Annotated in this window: 21 protein-coding genes; 9 read left to right on the forward strand and 12 right to left on the reverse strand. The window is 73.4% G+C overall.

Annotation, left to right across the window (positions count from 1 at the left end; all coding sequences use genetic code 11):
• Nucleotides 1-43: 43 nt before the first annotated feature.
• Genes AB0C17_RS10145 through mqnE form a run of 3 tightly spaced genes read right to left on the reverse strand, consistent with a single transcriptional unit; the run spans nucleotide 44 to nucleotide 1,954 of the window.
• A complete protein-coding gene (locus AB0C17_RS10145; protein WP_357386855.1) occupies nucleotides 44-322 on the reverse strand; it encodes a DUF4229 domain-containing protein in 279 nt (92 codons plus the stop codon).
• 26 nt (nucleotides 323-348) lie between these two features.
• On the reverse strand, nucleotides 349-777 hold the full coding sequence (locus AB0C17_RS10150; RefSeq protein ID WP_357386853.1) for a hypothetical protein: 429 nt from the start codon (nucleotides 775-777) through the stop codon (nucleotides 349-351).
• Between the two features lie 7 nt (nucleotides 778-784).
• Nucleotides 785-1,954, reverse strand: coding sequence for an aminofutalosine synthase MqnE (gene mqnE, locus AB0C17_RS10155; protein WP_357386851.1), 1,170 nt, complete (start codon nucleotides 1,952-1,954; stop codon nucleotides 785-787).
• Between the two features lie 221 nt (nucleotides 1,955-2,175).
• Between mqnE and AB0C17_RS10160 the strand changes: the two genes are divergently transcribed.
• The 3 genes from AB0C17_RS10160 (at nucleotide 2,176) to AB0C17_RS10170 (ending at nucleotide 7,875) form a co-directional block, all read left to right on the forward strand.
• Nucleotides 2,176-3,828 carry an NlpC/P60 family protein gene (locus AB0C17_RS10160; RefSeq protein WP_357386849.1) on the forward strand — a complete coding sequence of 551 codons (1,653 nt, stop codon included), beginning with the start codon at nucleotides 2,176-2,178 and terminating at the stop codon, nucleotides 3,826-3,828.
• Nucleotides 3,829-3,873: 45 nt separating this feature from the next.
• Nucleotides 3,874-5,748, forward strand: coding sequence for a hypothetical protein (locus AB0C17_RS10165; RefSeq protein ID WP_357477995.1), 1,875 nt, complete (start codon nucleotides 3,874-3,876; stop codon nucleotides 5,746-5,748).
• 189 nt (nucleotides 5,749-5,937) lie between these two features.
• The gene (locus AB0C17_RS10170; RefSeq protein WP_357477999.1) at nucleotides 5,938-7,875 is read left to right on the forward strand and encodes a DEAD/DEAH box helicase; all 1,938 of its coding nucleotides are present in this window, start codon (nucleotides 5,938-5,940) and stop codon (nucleotides 7,873-7,875) included.
• Between the two features lie 82 nt (nucleotides 7,876-7,957).
• On the opposite strand, the gene AB0C17_RS10175 is transcribed toward AB0C17_RS10170, so the two are convergent.
• Together AB0C17_RS10175 and AB0C17_RS10180 are read right to left on the reverse strand one after the other, a co-directional pair.
• Nucleotides 7,958-8,179 (reverse strand): hypothetical protein, encoded by a 222-nt coding sequence (locus AB0C17_RS10175; RefSeq protein WP_357478002.1) that lies wholly within the window; start codon nucleotides 8,177-8,179, stop codon nucleotides 7,958-7,960.
• The gene (locus AB0C17_RS10180) at nucleotides 8,172-8,423 is read right to left on the reverse strand and encodes a flavin reductase (protein WP_357478004.1); all 252 of its coding nucleotides are present in this window, start codon (nucleotides 8,421-8,423) and stop codon (nucleotides 8,172-8,174) included. Before AB0C17_RS10180 ends, AB0C17_RS10175 begins: the two co-directional genes overlap by 8 nt.
• Nucleotides 8,424-8,611: 188 nt before the next feature.
• Between AB0C17_RS10180 and AB0C17_RS10185 the strand changes: the two genes are divergently transcribed.
• The 3 genes from AB0C17_RS10185 (at nucleotide 8,612) to AB0C17_RS10195 (ending at nucleotide 9,776) form a co-directional block, all read left to right on the forward strand.
• Entirely contained in the window at nucleotides 8,612-8,827 is a 216-nt protein-coding gene (locus AB0C17_RS10185; RefSeq protein WP_282289669.1) for a hypothetical protein, read from the forward strand.
• 43 nt (nucleotides 8,828-8,870) lie between these two features.
• Nucleotides 8,871-9,080 carry a DNA-binding protein gene (locus tag AB0C17_RS10190; RefSeq protein ID WP_041798756.1) on the forward strand — a complete coding sequence of 70 codons (210 nt, stop codon included), beginning with the start codon at nucleotides 8,871-8,873 and terminating at the stop codon, nucleotides 9,078-9,080.
• A gap of 75 nt (nucleotides 9,081-9,155) precedes the next feature.
• A complete protein-coding gene (locus AB0C17_RS10195) occupies nucleotides 9,156-9,776 on the forward strand; it encodes a putative glycolipid-binding domain-containing protein (RefSeq protein WP_357478009.1) in 621 nt (206 codons plus the stop codon).
• A gap of 9 nt (nucleotides 9,777-9,785) precedes the next feature.
• Here AB0C17_RS10195 and AB0C17_RS10200 read toward each other — a convergent pair whose 3' ends face one another.
• From AB0C17_RS10200 to AB0C17_RS10210, 3 genes are read right to left on the reverse strand one after another with little or no spacing between them, the layout of a single operon-like run.
• A complete protein-coding gene (locus AB0C17_RS10200; protein WP_357478012.1) occupies nucleotides 9,786-10,877 on the reverse strand; it encodes a PLP-dependent cysteine synthase family protein in 1,092 nt (363 codons plus the stop codon).
• A gap of 10 nt (nucleotides 10,878-10,887) precedes the next feature.
• Nucleotides 10,888-11,730, reverse strand: coding sequence for an SDR family oxidoreductase (locus AB0C17_RS10205; RefSeq protein ID WP_357386837.1), 843 nt, complete (start codon nucleotides 11,728-11,730; stop codon nucleotides 10,888-10,890).
• 42 nt (nucleotides 11,731-11,772) lie between these two features.
• A complete protein-coding gene (locus AB0C17_RS10210; RefSeq protein ID WP_018787850.1) occupies nucleotides 11,773-12,231 on the reverse strand; it encodes an Lrp/AsnC family transcriptional regulator in 459 nt (152 codons plus the stop codon).
• A 255-nt stretch (nucleotides 12,232-12,486) separates the two neighbouring features.
• Between AB0C17_RS10210 and AB0C17_RS10215 the strand changes: the two genes are divergently transcribed.
• Nucleotides 12,487-12,753, forward strand: coding sequence for a BldC family transcriptional regulator (locus tag AB0C17_RS10215; RefSeq protein ID WP_357386835.1), 267 nt, complete (start codon nucleotides 12,487-12,489; stop codon nucleotides 12,751-12,753).
• Nucleotides 12,754-12,804: 51 nt separating this feature from the next.
• On the opposite strand, the gene AB0C17_RS10220 is transcribed toward AB0C17_RS10215, so the two are convergent.
• The gene (locus tag AB0C17_RS10220) at nucleotides 12,805-13,449 is read right to left on the reverse strand and encodes a UbiX family flavin prenyltransferase (protein WP_357386833.1); all 645 of its coding nucleotides are present in this window, start codon (nucleotides 13,447-13,449) and stop codon (nucleotides 12,805-12,807) included.
• Between the two features lie 143 nt (nucleotides 13,450-13,592).
• Here AB0C17_RS10220 and AB0C17_RS10225 point away from each other — a divergent pair, with 143 nt between their 5' ends.
• Nucleotides 13,593-14,558: a terpene synthase gene (locus AB0C17_RS10225; protein WP_357386831.1), complete on the forward strand. Its 966-nt coding sequence runs from the start codon at nucleotides 13,593-13,595 to the stop codon at nucleotides 14,556-14,558.
• A gap of 12 nt (nucleotides 14,559-14,570) precedes the next feature.
• On the opposite strand, the gene mqnP is transcribed toward AB0C17_RS10225, so the two are convergent.
• Nucleotides 14,571-15,476, reverse strand: coding sequence for a menaquinone biosynthesis prenyltransferase MqnP (gene mqnP / locus AB0C17_RS10230; RefSeq protein ID WP_357468236.1), 906 nt, complete (start codon nucleotides 15,474-15,476; stop codon nucleotides 14,571-14,573).
• Entirely contained in the window at nucleotides 15,476-16,933 is a 1,458-nt protein-coding gene (locus AB0C17_RS10235) for a menaquinone biosynthesis decarboxylase (RefSeq protein ID WP_357386827.1), read from the reverse strand. Before AB0C17_RS10235 ends, mqnP begins: the two co-directional genes overlap by 1 nt.
• A gap of 125 nt (nucleotides 16,934-17,058) precedes the next feature.
• Between AB0C17_RS10235 and AB0C17_RS10240 the strand changes: the two genes are divergently transcribed.
• Nucleotides 17,059-17,931, forward strand: a complete 873-nt coding sequence (locus AB0C17_RS10240; protein WP_357478015.1) for an alpha/beta hydrolase — start codon at nucleotides 17,059-17,061, stop codon at nucleotides 17,929-17,931.
• Nucleotides 17,932-18,031: 100 nt separating this feature from the next.
• Here the strand turns inward: AB0C17_RS10240 and AB0C17_RS10245 are convergent, their stop codons facing one another.
• Nucleotides 18,032-18,586, reverse strand: a complete 555-nt coding sequence (locus AB0C17_RS10245) for a carboxymuconolactone decarboxylase family protein (protein WP_357478017.1) — start codon at nucleotides 18,584-18,586, stop codon at nucleotides 18,032-18,034.

Here is an 18,586-nt window from a genome sequence, read left to right on the forward strand (position 1 = left end):
GGGCCCGGCGTGACATCGTCCGCCGGGCCCTTCGCCCGTCCGCTCAGCTGTCGCGGCGCTCGCCGTCCGGCTCGGCCTGGTCCTCACCGGCCAGCGCGGAGCGCAGCCGCTCCTTCTCCACGCGACGCCGCTCCGCCGCCTCCGCCATCTCCCCGGCCATCTCGTCCCGCACGCCCTTGAGCAGGAAGAACGACAGCGTGGCGGAGAAGATCAGCGCCAGCATCAGCCGCAGGAACATGTTCATGTCGACGAACCAGAGGGCCGCCAGTACGACGACGAACAGCCCGATCCGGCCCAGCGTGTACTTGAGCGCCGCGCTCATTCCCGCATTCCCACTCTCTTCGTGCCTCAGCCCGTACGCCGGGCCAGCCAGTGCACGCCATGAAACCAGACGGTGGCGTAGACCACGGTGAACACCGCCGCGGCCAACGCTCCGGTGAACAACGCGGGCAGCCCCGAGGCCAGCCCGGCGGCGAGCAGACCGGCGACTACGCCGAGCGCGATGCCGACCAGCGCGGCCACCACCCGGGCGGCGCCGAACTCCCAGGCCCGGAACTCGTCCCAGAACAGCCAGAGCGGCAGGATCACCGCCAGCCAGCCGTTCGTGCCCCCGAATCCGCTGTCGCCCACCGTGGCGAACGCGAACTCGAAGACCAGCAGCGCCAGCACCCCGATGACCAGCCCCGCCAGGGTCACACCGAGCAGGTCACCAAGGGTCAGGATGCGCCCCTCGGCGTCACGCCGGGGGAAGGCGCGCTGCTGTTCCTCGCCGCTCATCGCCAGGTCAGGCCCAGACCTGCTGCGGCTCGGACCGGCGCTCCGCCGCGGACGGGGGCGCGTCGTACTCGCGGACGATCTCGTAGCGGGTGTTTCGCTCGACCGGACGGAAGCCCGCGTCCCAGATCATGTGCAGCAGGTCGTCGCGGTGCATGGTGTTGGGGGTGCCGTACGAGTCGGCGTCGTGCGTGATCTTGTATTCGACGACCGAGCCGTCCAGGTCGTCGACGCCGAAGTTCAGCGAGAGCTGCGCCACCGACAGGCCGTGCATGACCCAGAAGCACTTGACGTGCGGCACGTTGTCGAACAGCAGCCGGGACACCGCGAACGTCTTGAGCGACTCGGCCGGCGAGGCCATCGTGGTCCGGGCCTGGATCCGGTTACGGATCTTCCCGTCCGCCGAGTCGACGAAGTCGTGCTGGTAGCGCAGCGGGATGAAGACCTGGAAGCCGCCGGTCTCGTCCTGCAGCTCACGCAGCCGCAGCACGTGGTCGACCCGGTGCCGGGGCTCCTCGATGTGGCCGTAGAGCATGGTCGACGGCGTCTTCATGCCCTTCGAGTGGGCCAGCCGGTGGATGCGCGACCAGTCCTCCCAGTGGCAGTTGTGGTCGACGATGTGCTGGCGGATCTCCCAGTCGAAGATCTCCGCGCCGCCGCCGGTGAGCGACTCCAGGCCGGCGTCCATCAGCTCGTCGAGGATCGCGTCGGCGGTGAGCCCGCTGATCTTCTCGAACCACTGCACCTCGGTCGCGGTGAACGCCTTGAGCTTGACGTTCGGCAGCGCGGCCTTCAGCTCGCGCAGCACCTTCGGGTAGTAGCGCCAGGGCAGCGTCGGGTGCAGGCCGTTGACGATGTGCAGCTCGGTGAGCTGCTCGTCCTCCATCTCCTTGGCCTTGCGGACCGCCTCGTCGATACGCATCGTGTAGGCGTCCTTCTCGCCCGGCTTGCGCTGGAACGAGCAGTACGCGCACGACGCCGAGCAGACGTTCGTCAGGTTCAGGTGCCGGTTGACGTTGAACATCACCCGGTCGCCGTTGAGCTCGGTACGCCTGTGGTGGGCCAGCCGGCCCAGCCAGGTCAGGTCGTCGCTGGCGTAGAGGGCGATGCCGTCCTCGCGGGTCAGCCGCTCCCCCGCGTACACCTTCGCCTCGAGTTCGCGCTTGAGTCCGGCGTCCATCCGTTGGCCACGTCCTTCCACCTGGGTTCCCGATCGAGCCTACGTCGCGGGTCCGACCGCCCGCCGACGTGGTGCGCCGGTTCACCGGCCGTCACGCTCCGCACATCGACATCGTCGCAACCGTGAGGTAAGACAGGGTGGGGCGGAACACACACCAGGGCCGTCCTGTCCCGACACGCCCCAACCACGCGTGACGGACCCCAGACCGGACGGGGAGCGGAATGGCTCACAGCACCAAGGCCCGACGGCGACGAGCACGGCAGCCGGTGATCTCACCGATCCTGCGCCCGGCGCTCTGGTCCGCCCTCCTGGGTGCGGTGGCGGCCGCGGCGCTCGCCACACCGGCATGGGCCGACCCGCTGCCCGACGCCGTGCCCGACACCGGCTCCCGGCCCCAGGTCACCGGCCCCCTGCAACTGCCCGGCTCGTCCGGCGCCGTTCGCGGCGTACCAGGCACCGTTCCTGGCGTGCCAGGCACCGTCCCGGGTCTGCCGGGCACCGTCCCGGGCCTGCCCGGCGTCACCACTCCCGGCGGCGCGGCGGGCCTGCCCGGCACCACAGGCGTCGCCAACCCGGGCGACGGCCCGCTGATCGCGCAGATCAACCAGCTCGACGCCCGGGTCACGCTGCTCGGCGAGGAACTGCTCCGGATCAAGACCGAGCGGGACGCCGCACAGACCGAGCTGACCCAGGCCGCCGCCCGGCTCAAGGAGGCCCGGGACGCGCTCACCCGCGCCCAGGAGAACGCCAAGAGCGCCGCCGCCGACGCGGTCAAGGCGGACGCGGCTCTGCCGCCCGGCGAGTTCGGCGCCAGCCTGCGTGACTTCGCCAACCTTCAGCGCATCACCCGGGGCGACAAGGCCGAGGGCGCCACCACGTCGGTGACCGGCGAACTCCTCCGCGCCACGAGCGCCGAGCGGGTCGCGCGGGAGGCACACGACTCGGCGCGGCGCCGGGCCACCGAGAAGGCGGCGGCGTTCACCCGTGCCGGGGCCGACCTGCGCAAGCAGGAGACCGCGCTCGTCGCGCTGCGCAAGGAGAACGCGGCGAAGCTGCTGGAGATCGAGCGCCTGGCGGACGCCGCCGAGCAGCGGCTCGGCACCTCGTACGTGGTCGACCAGAGCATCGACGGCCTGGTGGCGGACCCGAAGGCGCTGGCCGCCGTGCGCTACGCCCTCGCCCAGCTCGGTGACCCCTACCTGTGGGCCGCCGAGGGCCCGGACCGGTTCGACTGCTCCGGCCTGATGCTCGCCTCCTACCAGTCCGCGGGCTACCGGGGTCTGCCCCGCGTCGCCAAGGACCAGTACTTCGCCACCCGTTCCCGTACCGTCTCGCCGAACGCCCTGCTCCCCGGCGACCTGCTGTTCTTCGCGTCGAGCAGCAGCTGGACGAGCGTCCACCACGTCGCCATGTACATCGGCAACGGCAAGATGGTCGAGGCGCCACGAACGGGTGACGTGGTCAAGATCTCGGTGGTCCGCTGGTCCCGGCTCTACGCCGCGACCCGGGTGATCGGAGCGGTACCCGCCCCGGCCACCCCCGTACCGCCGCCGACCGTGCCGACGACGCCGACCACGCCGGCCACCCCGAAGCCGTCGACCACGCCCAAGCCGACGCCCAGCACGCCGAAGCCGTCGACCACGCCCAAGCCGACGCCCACCACTCCGAAGCCGACCACGCCCACGCCGAAGCCGACGACGTCCAGCCCGGCGCCCACCACGCCGCCGCCCAGCCAGTCGGCGGAGCCGGAGCCCAGCCAGAGCGCGAGCGCCGAGCCGGACACCAGCAGTGCCGCACCGAGCAGCAGCAGCGTCGCCCCGTCGAGCAGCACGTCCGGCAGCGGCTCGGCCAGCCCGAGCAGCAGCGCCGACTGACCCGACCGCCGCTCCGGCTGTGTTCCCGGGCCGGAATATGGCACGGTGAGATCCAGGCACTTCCGGTCGGCGCCACGGCCGGAGGCGAGCGTGGGTGCGGAGGGCGAGATGGGCGAGCAGGACGTTCCGGCGGCGAAGGTCCACCCGGGACCGACGCCCGACCCCGCCGACCCGACCGGCGACGACGACGGGTCGGCCCTCGCGGGGCCGGTGGCACCCGCGCGGGCGCGGGTATCGGTCGCCGGCGCGGCCGTAGCGCCGCCCGCCGGTGCCGAGCAGCCGCTACCGCAGGCCGGCCCCACCACCTATCGGGCGGGCAGCCCGGCGGACACCCCACCGCCGCTGGACCGGCGCCTGCCCGGCGCCACAGTGCCGCCGTCCAGTTGGTCCGCCTTCTCCGTGGCCGAACGTCAGGCGACGCCCCAGCCGGTCACCGTGCCGTCCGGCTCGGCTGGCGTGGCGCCCGGGCCCGTCGCCACACCGGCCGAGCCGGACGGCGACGCCTCCCCGGGCACGACCGGCGGCGCTCCGGCGGCCATCCCCGCACCCCGCGTCTCCGGTTCCGCACGTGTGCCCGCGCCCGCTCCGCCCGCACCGCCCGCACCCAGGCCGTCGGCACCCGCGCCGCCCGCCGCCACGGACGCGGCCGCAGGGGACGTCGCGGCACCCGCCGACGCCGTGGACCCGGCAGGCCCTGACAACGCACCGGCCCGGCAGGCGGACGCCGCCGACGGAACCGGCTCGGGACCGCACCACGGCTCCGCGACCTCGCCCGCCGAATCCGCCGAGACGGCGCCGGCCGCCGCCGACCGCCCGGCCCCGCTCGGTGGCGCGTCCTCGGCAGCTGAGCCAGGCGCACCCGCCCGGGCCAGCGCATCCGTGCCCGGCCTGAGCCGCGTCTCGGCCGAGGAGGTCGCCGCCTCGGTGGGGGCCGCCCCGCCCGCCGCCGCCACCGTCTACCGGGCCGGGCCGGTGAACCCGGAACCGCCGGAGCCGGTCCAGCCACCGGAGCCCGCGCAGCCTCCGACGCCGAACGGCCCGGAGCCCGAGCCGGCGCCGACCCCGGTGCCGGGTCCGACGCCGCCGTCGCCGCCGGTCCCCGAGCCGGAACCTCCGCTCCGGCCCACGCCGCCTCTGCCCCCACCGCCCGCGCCCACCCCGCCGGCGCCGGCCCCACCCGGGCCGGTGCCGCCGGTGCCCGGGCCGCCGGTGCCGCCGCCGGGTCCGGCGGTACCCCCGCCACCGGCCCCGCCGGGACCGATGCCCGCGCCGCCGTTCCCGCCACCACCGGCGATGACCGGCGCTCCGGACCCGCTGCCCGCGCCGCCGTTCCCGCCACCACCGGCGAGGAGCGACGCTCCGGACCCGCTGCCCGCGCCGCTGTTCCCCGTCCCGCCGGCCGCACCGGCGTTCCCGCCCGCGCGGGCCGCCGTACCAGGTCCGCCGGCCGCGCCGGCCCCGCTCGTCGCGCCACCGGTCACGCCCGGCACGTCAGGCGCCGCGCAGCCGTCGTGGGCCGCCGCACCCGTGCCGGACCCACCGCCCGTGGTGCCGGCCCCGGCGCTGCCGACCTGGCCGCCGCCGGCCGTGCCCGCCCGCGACGCCGACACGACCCGTCCGGTACGCCCGCAGCCCGCCGGCCCGGACCTCGCCACCGCCGCGTACGGCGGGACGGACGGCCCGGGATTCGCCACCGTGTCCTTCCCGCAGGGCAACCCGCTGGAGAACTCCGGTTCCCTGACCGGGCACATCCTGGCCCAGGGCTGGTCCGAGGACAGCCCGGCCGCCCGGGGCGGCAACACCAAGGTGATCATCGTGTTGGCCGTCGCGCTGGCCATGCTCATCGGGATCAGCCTGCTCGTGGTCGTCCTGGCCAACGACGCGTTGAGCGGCCTGACCGGGACCATGCTCATCGAGTGACAGGGGTGAGCCCGCCCACTACCGCCTCGCACTGTCGTGGCGGAGTGGGCGATTCGCCGTACACTTGTCTGCGATCACTGACCCGGCGCGCCCCGACTGCGCGCCCATGGGCGATCTTGCGGGCGATTCGGCGGCGTGACAGGCCGCGGCGGGCCATCGCGAAGATGCGCCCCGCTCGAGAGGTATTTCTTGACCACGTTCGCTGAACCCAGCACGTCCCCGTCCGTCGACCCGACCCCGGAGAACATCGACTTCGCCTCCCTCGGCCTGCCCCGGCAGGTCGTCGAGGTGCTCACCCGGCAGGGCATCACCACCCCGTTCGAGATCCAGCGGGCCACGCTGCCCGACTCGCTCGCGGGCCGCGACGTCCTCGGCCGGGGCCAGACCGGCTCCGGTAAGACGCTCGCCTTCGGCCTGCCGGTGATCTCCCGGCTCGCCGACCGCAACCGGGCCCGGCCGCTGCACCCGCGCGCCCTGGTCCTGGTCCCCACCCGGGAACTCGCCATGCAGGTGAACGACGCCCTGATGCCGCTCGGCAAGGCGGTGGGCGTGTTCCTGAAGACCGCCGTCGGCGGTGTGCCGTACGACCGGCAGATCGACGCGCTGCGCCGTGGCGTGGAGATCGTCGTGGCCACCCCCGGACGGCTCGGCGACCTGATCGAGCGCGGCGTGTGCCGCCTCGACGACGTCGAGATCACCGTGCTGGACGAGGCCGACCAGATGGCGGACATGGGCTTCCTGCCCGAGGTCACCCGACTGCTGGCGAAGACTCCGGCGGACGCGCAGCGGCTGCTGTTCTCGGCCACTCTGGACAACGACGTCGACACGCTCGTCAAGCGGTTCATGACCGACCCGGTCACCCACTCGACCGCACCAGCCACCGCCGCCGTGTCCACCATGGATCACCACCTGCTGCTGATCCCGCCGCACGACAAGTTCGCGGTCGCCGCGTCCATCGCCGCCCGTGAGGGCCGCACCATGCTGTTCGCCCGTACGCAGCTCGGCGTGGACCGGCTGGTCGAGCAGCTCGCGGCCGTCGGTGTGCGGGCCGGTGGGCTGCACGGCGGCAAGACCCAGCGCATGCGCACCAAGACGCTCGCCGAGTTCCGCGAGGGCCGGACGCCCGTGCTGGTCGCGACCGACGTGGCGGCCCGGGGCATCCACGTCGACGGCGTCTCGCTGGTGCTGCACGTGGACCCGCCGAAGGACCCCAAGGACTACCTGCACCGGGCCGGCCGTACGGCTCGGGCCGGCGAGTCCGGCGCGGTGGCGACGCTCGTGCTGCCCAAGCAGCGCCGCACCACGCTGGCCATGATGGAGAAGGCGGGCGTCGAGCCGGCCGAGACCCGGGTCCGGGCGGGCGACGAGGCGCTGGCCGAGCTGACCGGCGCGCGCGAGCCCAGCGGCGTACCGGTGCGGGACGAGCCGGAGCCGCGACGCGGCGGCGGCCCGCGTCGCTTCGGCGACCGCGACGGCCGGGGCTTCGACCGGGGTAGCCGGGGCGGCTTCGCCGACCGTGGCGAGCGCCGGTTCGGCGACCGCGACGGCCGGGGCGAGCGCCGTTACGGCGACCGGCCCACGGGCGAGCGGTCCGGTGACCGGTTCGCGGACCGTGGCGACGACCGCCGGTTCGGCGACCGTCCGGCGGGCGAGCGCTACTCGGGCGAGCGGTCCGGCGGCGGCGAGCGCCGCTTCGGGCGGCCGGAGCGTCGCGACGACCGGAGCTTCGGCGACCGGGGTGAGCGCTTCGGCGACCGGCGGTCCGACGGCCGGAGCTTCGGCGAGCAGCGGTCCGACGACCGTGGCCAGCGCAGCGACCGCTTCGGCGGCCAGCGCGGCGACGACAGCCGTTTCGGCGAGCGCGCCGACCGCCCGTTCGGGGACCGGCACCGGCCGGCGACCGGGCGCGGGTACGACCGCGACGAGCGGCGATACGACGACCGGCCGGGCGGCTCGCGCGGCTTCGGTGACCGTCGCCAGGAGGACCGCCCGCACGCCGAGCGGCGTTTCGCTGACCGGGGCGACGCGCGTCCGGCCGAGCGCCGGAGCGGCGGTTTCCGGGCCGAGGGGCGGGGCCGGGACGACCGGCGCGGCTTCGGCGGGCGCCCGCCGGCACGTACCCACTGATCTGAGCGCACCCACGACGCCGCCGCCGAGCACCCGCTCGGCGGCGGCTGTGCGTTCTGCGGGTCAAGGGCACGGTGGCGTTCTAGCTGCGCGGTGCGAGGACGGGATAACGCCGGGTCGGCTCGTTCAACATCGACAGGCGATGCCGAGGCTGCCAGTCGGGCGGCGGTATCGGGATGGTCTTGTCGATGGTCTGCCGGAGGCTGCGCCGAGCGGACCGGCCCCACGACCAGGCCACCCAGCAGCCGAACGCCTGGGCGATGACGGCGGACAACAGCAGAGCGGTGCCGATCGGGTCAGACATTGCGCACCGACCGCAGCCAGCCCATGAATCGGATATGCATCTCGGCGGGATCCGGCGGCTCGGAGTAGAGCCTTGCCAGGTCATCGGTCGCCTGCCGCATGAGGGCAGCCAGATCGACGGCGAGGTTACACCGGTCGTGCCTGTAGTCAGCGACCAACTCGACCTTTGCGTTTTCGCACGGCCAGTTGAGCAGGTCTGCCGTGCAGACCCAAAGGGGTTTCAGCGGAGCGTGGCGCTGGGTCACTCGGGGCCTCCTGCCGTGGGTCGGCTTCCAGGTGGCACCCCCGTCCGCCGCGAACTCGCCACCGGGCGGGGGGCCTGATCCATCAGATCGCCCCCTCGTCGCCCCTGTCAACATTGACGGGCCCACGTAGGCGTGATCATTTGTTCGCGTCAGCATAGGCGGGTCAGCCCGCTCCTACCTTCGAAGTCGTGACCAAGGAGACGGGACCGGGCGAACTCGTCGCGGCCGGTGAGATCTTGAAGATGCTCGGCGTGGGCAGATCGAGATTCCGCGAGATCCGGCGGCATCCCGCATTCCCCGCGCCGTATCAAGAGCTGTCGGTCGGCGCGGTCTGGCTGAAGCGGGACGTGGAGCGGTACATCCGGGACCACCGGCCGCCCCGGCCGGCGGACGACGACGAGTAGTCCGACGAGGCATGATCCGTACGTCTCGCGCCTCCTTCGTCGGGTGAGACGACCACGCCTGTACGGGCCCGGCGAGCTGGCCGCCCTGTTCGGCGTGTCGCGTCAGCGGGTTCTCCAGATCACCCGCCGCCCCGGGTTCCCTGAGCCGCTCGCCCGACTGATCGGCATGAACGTCTGGGACGCCGATGAGGTCGACGAGTGGGCCCGCCACAACCGGCCGCCCCGCCCCACCGAGGGCGACGAGCAGGGGTAGTCGGTAACGCCCCGGCTCGCGGCGGCGTTCGCGCATCCGCTGCCGCCGACGGCCGGGTCGCGTAACGTCCGGACCATGCCGAAGTCGCTCTTCTGGGCCCGGACCGACACCGCCGGTTCCGAGCACGTCGTGCTCGACGACGGTCAGGGGCTGACCGCGCAGGGTGTGGCGCTCGCCGTGGATCCGATCCCGTACACGTGCCGCTACCGGCTGGCCGTCGGGCCGGACTGGGCGACGAACCGGCTGGAGGTCGAGGCCGAGGGCGCCGGCTGGTCGCGGAGCGTACGCCTGGAGCGGGGCGGGGACGGGTGGCGCGTGCGTACCGGCGAGGAGGGTGACCTGGACGCGGCGCTGAGCGCGGCGGGTCACCCACCGGCGGGCCTGCCGGGTACCGACGATCCGGGCCGGCTGGCCGAGGCGCTCGACGTGGACCTGGGCGGCTCGCCGCTGACGAACACGCTGCCGATCCGCCGGATCGGGCTGGGGCGGCTGCCCGCCGACCTGGCGACGGCCGTGAACGTGGCCTGGGTGTTGCTGCCCGGCCTGGCAGTGGTGCCCGCCGAGCAGGTCTACACCTCGCTGGGTCCGGGCCGGGTTCGGTACGCCAGCGGCACGTTCACCGCCGACCTGGAGGTCGATCCGGACGGTTTCGTGGTGCGCTATCCGGGGCTGGCCGAGCGGGTCGACCCGCGCTGACCGCCCGGTTCAGGCCGGCCAGGCGCCCTCGGTCAGGAACCGGTCGATGGTGGCGAGGTGCGGGGCGAGGTCGAGGCCCTGCGCGGCCACCCACTCGTCGGAGTAGTAGGTGTCGCCGTACCGGTCGCCCGGGTCGCAGATCAACGTGACCACCGACCCGGTACGCCCGGCGGCGCGCATCTGCGCGATCAGCCCGAACGCGCCCCACAGGTTGGTGCCGGTGGAACCGCCGACCCGGCGGCCGAGCACGGCCGAGCCGGCCCGCATCGCGGCCAGCGACGCGGCGTCCGGCACCTGCACCATCCGGTCCACCACGCCGGGCAGGAAGGACGCCTCGACGGTGGGCCGCCCGATGCCCTCGATCCGGGAGCCCCGGTCGGTGGAGACCGACCAGTCGCCGGCCTGCCAGGCGGGGTAGAACGCGGAGTTCTCCGGGTCCACCACGCAGAGCTTGGTGGGCAGCCGGCGATAGCGGGCGTAGCGGCCGATGGTGGCGCTGGTGCCGCCGGTGCCGGCCCCGACCACGATCCAGGCGGGCACCGGGTGCCGTTCCAGCGCGAGCTGCGCGTAGATCGACTCGGCGATGTTGTTGTTGCCCCGCCAGTCGGTGGCCCGCTCGGCATAGGTGAACTGGTCCATGAACCGGCCGCCGCTGTCCTCGGCGAGCCAGCGCGCCTCCACCACCACCTTCGACGGGTCCCCGACCAGGTGGCAGCGCCCGCCCTGGAACTCGATCTGGGCGATCTTCTCCGGCGACGTGGAGGCGGGCATGACCGCGATGAACGGCAGCCCGAGCATCCGGGCGAAGTACGCCTCGGAGACGGCAGTCGAGCCGGACGACGCCTCGACGATCGTGGTGTCCGGGCCGATCCAGCCGTTGCAGAGGCCGTAGAGGAACAGCGAGCGGGCCAGCCGGTGCTTCAGCGAGCCGGTGGGGTGCACCGACTCGTCCTTGAGGTAGAGGTCGATCCCCCACTCGCGGGGCAGCGGGAAGGGCAGCAGGTGGGTGTCGGCGGAGCGGTTGGCGTCCGCCTCGACCGCGGCGATCGCCTCGGTCACCCAGCGCCGGCTGGCCTCGTCGCACCGGTCGAAGTGAGTCACGACGGCAACGTTACAAGCGAGGTGACCTCGCGTTTGCCTGGACCCGGCGGGTCTGCCGCCGCTGGCCGGCCCGCCCGGCGGCCCGGATCACCGGTGTGAGGGCCAGCGCTAGCCGGGGGAAGGCGTCCAGGAGCCGTACCTGGGCGCCACGCCAGCGCGGCAGGCTGACCACCGGGCGGGGCCGCCGGGCCAGCCGCACGGCCCGCGCGGCCACCCGCTCCGGCGTGAGCAGCGAGCCGGTGAAGGACGCCAGCGCTCCCGGGTCGTCCAGCTTGTCGTGCAGCATCGGCGTCCAGATCCCGTCCGGGCACAGGCACGACACGTGTACGCCCCCGACGCCGGCCATCCGCAGGTCGCTCTGCGTGCCGAGGCTGAACGCGAGCAGGGCGTGCTTGCTGGCCGCGTACACCGTCTCGCCCGGCGCGGCGATCAGCCCGGCCAGCGAGACGACGTTGAGCACGTGGCCGCGGCCCTGCTCGCGCATCACCGCGACGGCGGCGAGCGTGCCGTTCATCGCGCCGAGCGCGTTCACCTCGACGACCGCGCGCCGGGTCGGGGCGTCGTGCGCCCAGGACGGGCCGGTGACCAGGATGCCCGCGTTGTTCACCCAGAGCCCGAGGCCGCCGGGCGCGGCCGCCGCCTCGGCGGCGACGTCCGCGCAGGCGGATTCGTCGCGTACGTCGAGGGCGCGCGACCAGCCACCCAGCGGTGCGGCGGCTTCCGCCACGGCACCCGCGTCGACGTCGGTGAGCAGCACGTTCCACCCGTCGGCGTGCAGGGCGGCGGCGATCGCCCGCCCCAGCCCGCCGGCCGCGCCTGTGACCACCGCCGCACCGCGTCCCGAGCTCGTCATCGGCGCACGGTAACCGCAACCCCCGCGCGGAGGCCAGAGGCGTCAGGCGGTGGGGGGTTCCAGCGGCTGCGGGCGGTTCTCCCACTTGGTCGACAGCGCGATGCTGGTACGGGTGGACGCCACACCGGCCGTCCGGTTCAGCCGGACGATCAGCTGCTCCAGCTCGGCGATCGTGCCGACTCGCGCCTTGAGCAGGAAGGACTCGACGCCGGCCATGAAGTAGCAGGACTCGATCTCAGGAATGCGGCGGAACGACTCCAGCACATCGTCGGTGTCCGCGTCGGAGTCCTCGATGATGCCGATCAGCGCGGTGACGCCGAGCCCGATCGACTCCGGCTCGACCTCGGCCCGGTACGCCCGGATCACCCCGCTGGACTCCAGCTTGCCGACCCGCTCGTGCACGGCCGGGGCGGAGAGGCCGACCTGACGGGCCAGCTCGGCGTACGACAGACGGGCGTTGCCCCGCAGCAACTCCACGAGGCTCAGGTCGATCGTGTCCACGGAGAGTGACCCTATCCGCTCGACGGCTACCGAACGCGGTCGGTACCCGCGGCCCGGCCCTTCACAAACGTACGATCAGGGGGTTCTCCGCCGGTACCATTTCCGAACTTCCCAGTGTGTGCGTTTTTCGCGTTTGACGGACACGCCCGGTAGCCGGTGCTGTAATTGCCATACGTCCCTCATGACGGCTCTGGGCTCGCACCGGCCGGGGGCAGTGTGTTCAGCCGGGGGCTTCGTCGACGCGAGGAGGGGGCTGTGGACACTGGAGATCGCCTGCTGACACCGGGTGAGGTCGCTGCGCTGTTTCGGGTGGACCCGAAGACCGTGACCAGATGGGCAGCGGCCGGCCGGATCGGCAGTATCCGGACTCCAGGAGGGCACCGCCGGTTTCGGGAATCCGAGGTGCGGGCCCTGCTCGAGGGGGAGGGCATGCTGGACGAGGCGGAGGACATGGGCAAGGCCCGCAACATGGGCCAGACCGCTTCCACCGGCCCCGGACCGGCGAACGCCGGCATGTACTGAACGTACGGGGCGCGGTCCGGCCGAGGGCCGCGCCCCCGCACGCCGGGCCGGTCAGTCCGCGGCGGCCTCCCGGCGCCCGGCGGCCACCTCGCCGGACCACCGCCGGAACAGCGTGTGCTCCACGCCGAGCGCGTCGAGCACCTTCCCGGCCACGAAGTCCACGAGTTGCCCGGCGGACGCCGACGCGCCGGCGCCGTAGAAGCCCGGGCTGGCCGGCAGCACCACCGCGCCGGCGTCGTGCAGCGCGATGAGGTGTTCCAGGTGACTGCGGGTCACCGGCGTCTCCCGGGGCACCACGACGACCGGGCGGCGCTCCTTGAGGTTCACCTCGGCGGCGCGCTGGAGCAGATCCTTCGACAGCCCGATCGCGATGCCGGCGCACGCGGCGGTGCTGGCGGGCACCACCGCCATGCCGCGTACCCGGTAGGAGCCGCTGCTCGGGCCGGCGGCCAGGTCACCGGCGGGCCAGTGCCGCAGGTCCGCGCCGGTGAGGTCGCGGTCGAGCCAGGCGGCCAGGTCCTCGGCCCAGTGCCCGTCCCGGAACGGCCGGCCGGTCTCGTCCAGCACCGTCAGCCGGGCCGCCCGGGAGACGATCAGGTCCACCGCCTGGCCGGCGTCGAGCAGTGCCCGGACGACAGCCGCCGCGTACGGCGTGCCCGAGGCTCCGGAGACACCCACCACCCATGGTTCGCGCATGCCCTCAAGCGTGCCTGGTCGCGGCGGACGCCGGGCGGGGACCCCCGTTCGGTCGGCCCGCCCGGGATGTCCAGCGGGTTCACGCGACATCCCACGGCATGAAAGTCTTCGATCGGCGATCGACTTCCACGGAGGGGCCGGTGATGACGGGGGCGGTGCTGCGGGCGCTGCGCTCCGACTGCCCCGTCGCACCCCGCATCTCCCCGTACGCCGACCGGGTGCAGGGCTGGCTGGTGGAGCACGTCGACCGGCTCGGCCTGCCGGCTGACCCGGACACCCGGCGACGGCTGGCGCGGGCCGGCTTCGCCCGGTACGCGGGCCGCCTGTACCCGGACGCCACCGAGCCCGACCTGCGGGTGCTCACCGCGCTGTTCACCTGGTTCTTCCTGGTCGACGACGCCTGCGACGGGCGGGACGGGCTGACCCCGGCGCAGATCCGCGCGTTGCGCGACGGCGCGCTCGCGTTGCTGCGCGAGGGTCCGCGCGCCCGCCACCCGGGCTTCTCCGGCCCGCTGCGGCGTCTGCTGGTGCAGGCGTGGCGGGAGCCGCGCCGCCGGATGCCGGCCCGGTGGCGGCTGCGTTTCGCCGACGCGGTCGCCGACCACCTCGACGGGGTGCACCGGGAGGCCACCGCCACCACGTCCGGCCGTCCACCGGGCGTCGCCGAGTACGTGCGGCTGCGCCGGGCCACGTCGGCGGCGTACGTCTCGTACCCGCTGATCGAGTTCGCGTCCGGGCGTCCGCTGCCCGACGCGGTCTACCACCATCCGGCGCTGCGCCGGCTCGCCGACCTCGCGAACGACCTGCTGTCCTGGTTCAACGACATCGCCTCGCTGGAACGCGACCGGGCCACCGGCGGCGGTCACAACCTGGTGCTGGCGATGGCCGCCGAGCGGGGCCTGCCGGTGCCGGCGGCGGTCGACCTGGTGGCCGGGCACTGGCGGGCCGAGATGGGGCGATTCGCCGCGCTCCTGGCGGCGGCGCCGTCGTTCGGGCCGACGCTCGACCAGGCCGTCGCCGTCCACCTCGACGGCCTGGCCGCCGCCGTGCGCGGCACCGTCGACTGGACGCTGGAGAGCGCCCGCTACCCGGTCGGCGCGACGCCGTGAGCCGGTCCGGGTTTACGGCCGCAGGCCGAGCCGGATCACCAGGTCGAGCAGCGCGAGGACGAACAACGCGATGCCGACGAAGCCGTTCGCGGTGAAGAACGCCCGGTTGACCTTGCTCAGGTCGGTGGGGCTGACCACCATGTGCTGGTAGGCGAAGGCGACAGCGGTCAGCGCCAGCCCGATCCACCACAGCCAGCCGAAGCCGACCCAGGCGCCGAACCAGATGAACAGCGCGAACGTCACCACGTGCGCGACTGTGGAGGCGTGCAGCGCGAAACGCCGGCCGTACCGGGCGGGGACGCTGTGCACGCCGATCTCCCGGTCGATCTCCGAGTCCTGGCAGGCGTAGATCAGGTCGAAGCCGCCGATCCACAGGCCCACCGCCGCACCGAGCAGCCACGCCGGACCGGAGCCGTCGAGCGTGCCGGTGACCGCCAGCCAGGCGCCGACCGGGCCGACCGCCTGCGCCACCGCGAGGATGGCGTGCGGCCAGTTGGTGAACCGCTTGCCGTACGGGTAGACCACCAGCGGCACCACGGCGAGCGGCGCGAGCACCAGGCAGAGCGGGTTGAGCAGGGCGGCTGCGGCCAGGAACACCACGAGCGCGACCGCCGCGCCGGTCCAGGCCGTCCGCACGCTCACCGCGCCGGTGACCAGTTCCCGGTTCGCCGTACGCGGGTTCCGCGCGTCGATCCGCCGGTCCAGGATCCGGTTCGCGGCCATGGCGAACGTCCGCGCGCCGACCATCGCCACGGTGATCAGCAGCAGGTCTCCCCAGCGCACCCGGCCGCCGTTGAGCTGCATGGCGGTCAGCGCCGACAGGTACGCGAACGGCAGCGCGAAGACGGAGTGCTCGATGGCGACGAGCTTGAGGAAGGACGAGACCCGGCCGGGCCGTTCCTGTACTGCCGCCGTCATCAGATCCCGTATTCCTTCCAGCGCTTGTCGACAAGCGAGACCACCTCGGGCGACATGCGCATCTCCTCCGGCCAGCCCCGGGTGTAGCCCTCCTCGGGCAGCTTCCGGGTGGCGTCGATGCCCGCCTTGCCACCCCAGAACTGCTGGTACGAGGCGTGGTCGAGGTGGTCCACCGGGCCTTCGGTGAGCATCAGGTCACGGGCGTAGTCGACGTTGCCGAAGGCGCGGAACGCGACCTCGTTGTAGTCGTGCACGTCGCAGTCCTCGTCGACGATCACGATCAGCTTGGTCAGCGACATCATGTGCGCGCCCCAGATCGCGTTCATGACCTTCTGCGCGTGCTTCGGGTAGCGCTTGCGGATCGACACGATCGCGCAGTTGTGGAAGACACCGGCGGCGGGCAGGTCGTAGTCGACGATGTCCGGGATCAGGAAGCGCAGCAGCGGCGCGAAGATCCGCTCGGTGGCCTTGCCGAGACCGTGGTCCTCCTGCGGCGGCTGGGACGTGACGATCGAGTGGTAGACCGGGTCGCGCTGCGTGGTCATGCACTCGATGTGCATGACCGGGAACGGCTCGACCGGCGTGTAGAAGCCGGTGTGGTCGCCGAACGGCCCCTCGGGCAGGCGCTCGCCCGGCTCGATGTAGCCCTCCAGCACGATCTGCGCGTGCGCCGGCACCTGAAGCGGGACGGTCAGGCAGTCCACCATCTCGACCCGCTCACCGGCGAGGAACCCGGCGAACAGGTACTCGTCGATGTCGGCCGGCAGCGGCGCGCTGGCCGAGTACGCCACGACCGGGTCCGCGCCGATCGCGATCGCCACCGGCAGCCGCTGGCCGAGCCGCTCGGCGACGGCGTGGTGCGCCGTGGAGTTCTTGTGGATCTGCCAGTGCATGCCGATGGTGTTGTGCGAGTGCTGCTGGAGCCGGTAGAGCCCGAGGTTGCGCTTGCCGGTCTCCGGGTGCTTGGTGTGGGTCAGCCCGAAGTTGTGGAAGATGCCGCCGTCGCCGGGCCACACCTGCAACCCGGGCAGCCGGTTCAGGTCGACGTCGTCGCCCCGGTAGACGACCTGCTGACAGGGGGCGGTCTTGACCTTCTTCGGCGGCATCGACTTGAGCTGCATGACCTTGCCGAGGCCGCCCATCATCCCGGAGAAGCCCTGCGGCAGCTCCGGCTTGAGCATCTCGCCGATCCGCGCGCCGATCTCGTCGAGGTGTTCCACCCCGAGCGCCATCGCCATCCGCTTCTCGGTGCCGAACAGGTTGATCGCCACCGGCATCTCGCCCCGGGTGGGGCGCTCGAACAGCAGCGCGGGCCCGCCGGCCCGGACGGTGCGGGTGACGATCTCGCTGATCTCCAGCGTGGGGTCGACCGGCGCGCTCACCCGCCGCAGCTCGCCCGCACGCTCCAGCGCCGCGAGGAAGTCCTTCAGATCGGTGTACGGAAAGCGAGCCGCCATAACCCCATCCTCCCCCACCTCCCTGAGATGCAAGGAAGGGCCCCTTGTTAACGCATCCGGTGGAGGCGGGGCCCCCTGTTAACACCTTCGCCGCATGGACGGAGGTCGGCCGGGTAGTCGGCGGCATGGACGAACCGCGGGTGCCGACGGGCTTCACCGAGCAGCGGGCCAGAGCCGGCGACGTGGAGATCAACTATGTCCGGGGTGGCCGGGGGCCGACCCTGGTGCTGCTGCACGGCTATCCCCAGTGCTGGCGCATGTGGCGGCACGTGCTGCCGGAGCTGGCCCGGTCGTACGAGGTGATCGCCCCGGACCTGCGCGGCTTCGGCGACAGCGACGCCCCGCCCGGCGGATACGACAAGAAGACGGTCGCCGCCGACCTGCACCAGCTGCTGACCGGTCTCGGTCTCGCCGAGGAGATCCGGCTGGTCGGGCACGACCTGGGCACCATGGTCGCGTACGCCTACGCCGCCGCCCATCCCGAGTCGGTCACCCGGCTGGTGCTCAGCGAGGCGCCGATCCCCGACGAGAGCATTTACGCGATCCCGGCGCTGACCGCCGTCGGCCCGGCGGTGTGGAACTTCGGCTTCTTCAACGTCCCCAACGGCCTGCCCGAGCAGCTCGTCGCCGGGCGGGAGGCGCTCTGGGTTGACCGGTTCACCGACTCCATCATGGTCAACAAGGGCAGCCTGGGCCCGGGCGACATCGAGGAGTACGCGGGCCACCTGCGCGACGAGGCGCACCTGCGGGCGAGCTTCGGCTATTTCCGGGCGTTCGGGCAGGACGTCGCGGACAACACGGCGTACCGGGGCACGAAGCTGCCGATGCCGGTGCTCGCCGTCGGCGCGCAGGCCAGCCTGGGCGGGCAGGTGGCCGAGCAGGTCCGCCGCTATGCCGGCGCGGTCACCGGGGCGGTGGTGGAGGACTGCGGCCACTGGCTGTTCGAGGAGCAGCCGGCGAAGCTCACCGCGCTGCTGCTGCCGTTCCTGCGGGGCTGACCGGCGCCGCGCGGCTCAGTGCCGACGGGCCGACCGACGTTGCGCATCACGTGGCGGAGTTGTGCCACACATCAGCTGTCGGATCACATGGCGTAGGGCCTCAGGCGGCGGACGTCCAGGCGTACGCGGCCAGCGGCGGGTCGAGCGGCGCCTCGGTGAGCCGGTTGGCGAACGTGGAGATCGTGTACGTGCCGACGCCGAGCACCACGTCCAGCGCGTGCCGTGGCTGCCACCCGGCGGCGAGCAGCGCGTCCAGGTCGGCGTCGGGGACCGCGCCCCGGTGGTCGAGCACGGCGACGGTGAAGCGGCGCAGCGCCTCCAGCCGGGGGTCGGGTACCGTCGCGCCGGTCCGTAGCGCCTCGATCAGCGCCGGCGCGGCGGCGTGGCGGACCAGCGTCGCGGTGTGCATCGCCACGCAGAGGTGGCAGCCGTTGCGGGTGGCGACGGTGAGCACGACCACCTCCCGGGCGACCGGGTCCAGGTCGGTGGCCTCGAACGCGGCGTTGGCGGCGAGGAAGCCCTTTAGTAGTTCGGGCGAGCCGGCCATCAGGCCGACGGCGGCGGGCAGGTGGCCCAGTGAGCGGCGTACGCCGGCCATGACCGGGCGGGCGGCGGCGGGCGCGGTGTCCGGCTCGTACGCGGTGAAGCGGGACAT

It is taken from the genome of Micromonospora sp. NPDC048887, assembly GCF_040649715.1.
GTDB lineage: Bacteria > Actinomycetota > Actinomycetes > Mycobacteriales > Micromonosporaceae > Micromonospora.

Excerpts from the sequence above, each read along its gene's own strand:
- AB0C17_RS10205 (WP_357386837.1), bottom strand. The coding sequence starts at position 11,730 with ATGACGAGCTCGGGACGCGGTGCGGCGGTGGTCACAGGCGCGGCCGGC.
- mqnP (WP_357468236.1), bottom strand. The coding sequence starts at position 15,476 with ATGACGGCGGCAGTACAGGAACGGCCCGGCCGGGTCTCGTCCTTCCTC.
- AB0C17_RS10145 (WP_357386855.1), bottom strand. The coding sequence starts at position 322 with ATGAGCGCGGCGCTCAAGTACACGCTGGGCCGGATCGGGCTGTTCGTC.
- AB0C17_RS10220 (WP_357386833.1), bottom strand. The coding sequence starts at position 13,449 with ATGCGCGAACCATGGGTGGTGGGTGTCTCCGGAGCCTCGGGCACGCCG.
- AB0C17_RS10175 (WP_357478002.1), bottom strand. The coding sequence starts at position 8,179 with ATGTCTGACCCGATCGGCACCGCTCTGCTGTTGTCCGCCGTCATCGCC.
- AB0C17_RS10240 (WP_357478015.1), top strand. The coding sequence starts at position 17,059 with ATGGACGAACCGCGGGTGCCGACGGGCTTCACCGAGCAGCGGGCCAGA.
- AB0C17_RS10150 (WP_357386853.1), bottom strand. The coding sequence starts at position 777 with ATGAGCGGCGAGGAACAGCAGCGCGCCTTCCCCCGGCGTGACGCCGAG.
- mqnE (WP_357386851.1), bottom strand. The coding sequence starts at position 1,954 with ATGGACGCCGGACTCAAGCGCGAACTCGAGGCGAAGGTGTACGCGGGG.
- AB0C17_RS10195 (WP_357478009.1), top strand. The coding sequence starts at position 9,156 with ATGCCGAAGTCGCTCTTCTGGGCCCGGACCGACACCGCCGGTTCCGAG.
- AB0C17_RS10225 (WP_357386831.1), top strand. The coding sequence starts at position 13,593 with ATGACGGGGGCGGTGCTGCGGGCGCTGCGCTCCGACTGCCCCGTCGCA.
- AB0C17_RS10245 (WP_357478017.1), bottom strand. The coding sequence starts at position 18,586 with ATGTCCCGCTTCACCGCGTACGAGCCGGACACCGCGCCCGCCGCCGCC.
- AB0C17_RS10160 (WP_357386849.1), top strand. The coding sequence starts at position 2,176 with ATGGCTCACAGCACCAAGGCCCGACGGCGACGAGCACGGCAGCCGGTG.
- AB0C17_RS10235 (WP_357386827.1), bottom strand. The coding sequence starts at position 16,933 with ATGGCGGCTCGCTTTCCGTACACCGATCTGAAGGACTTCCTCGCGGCG.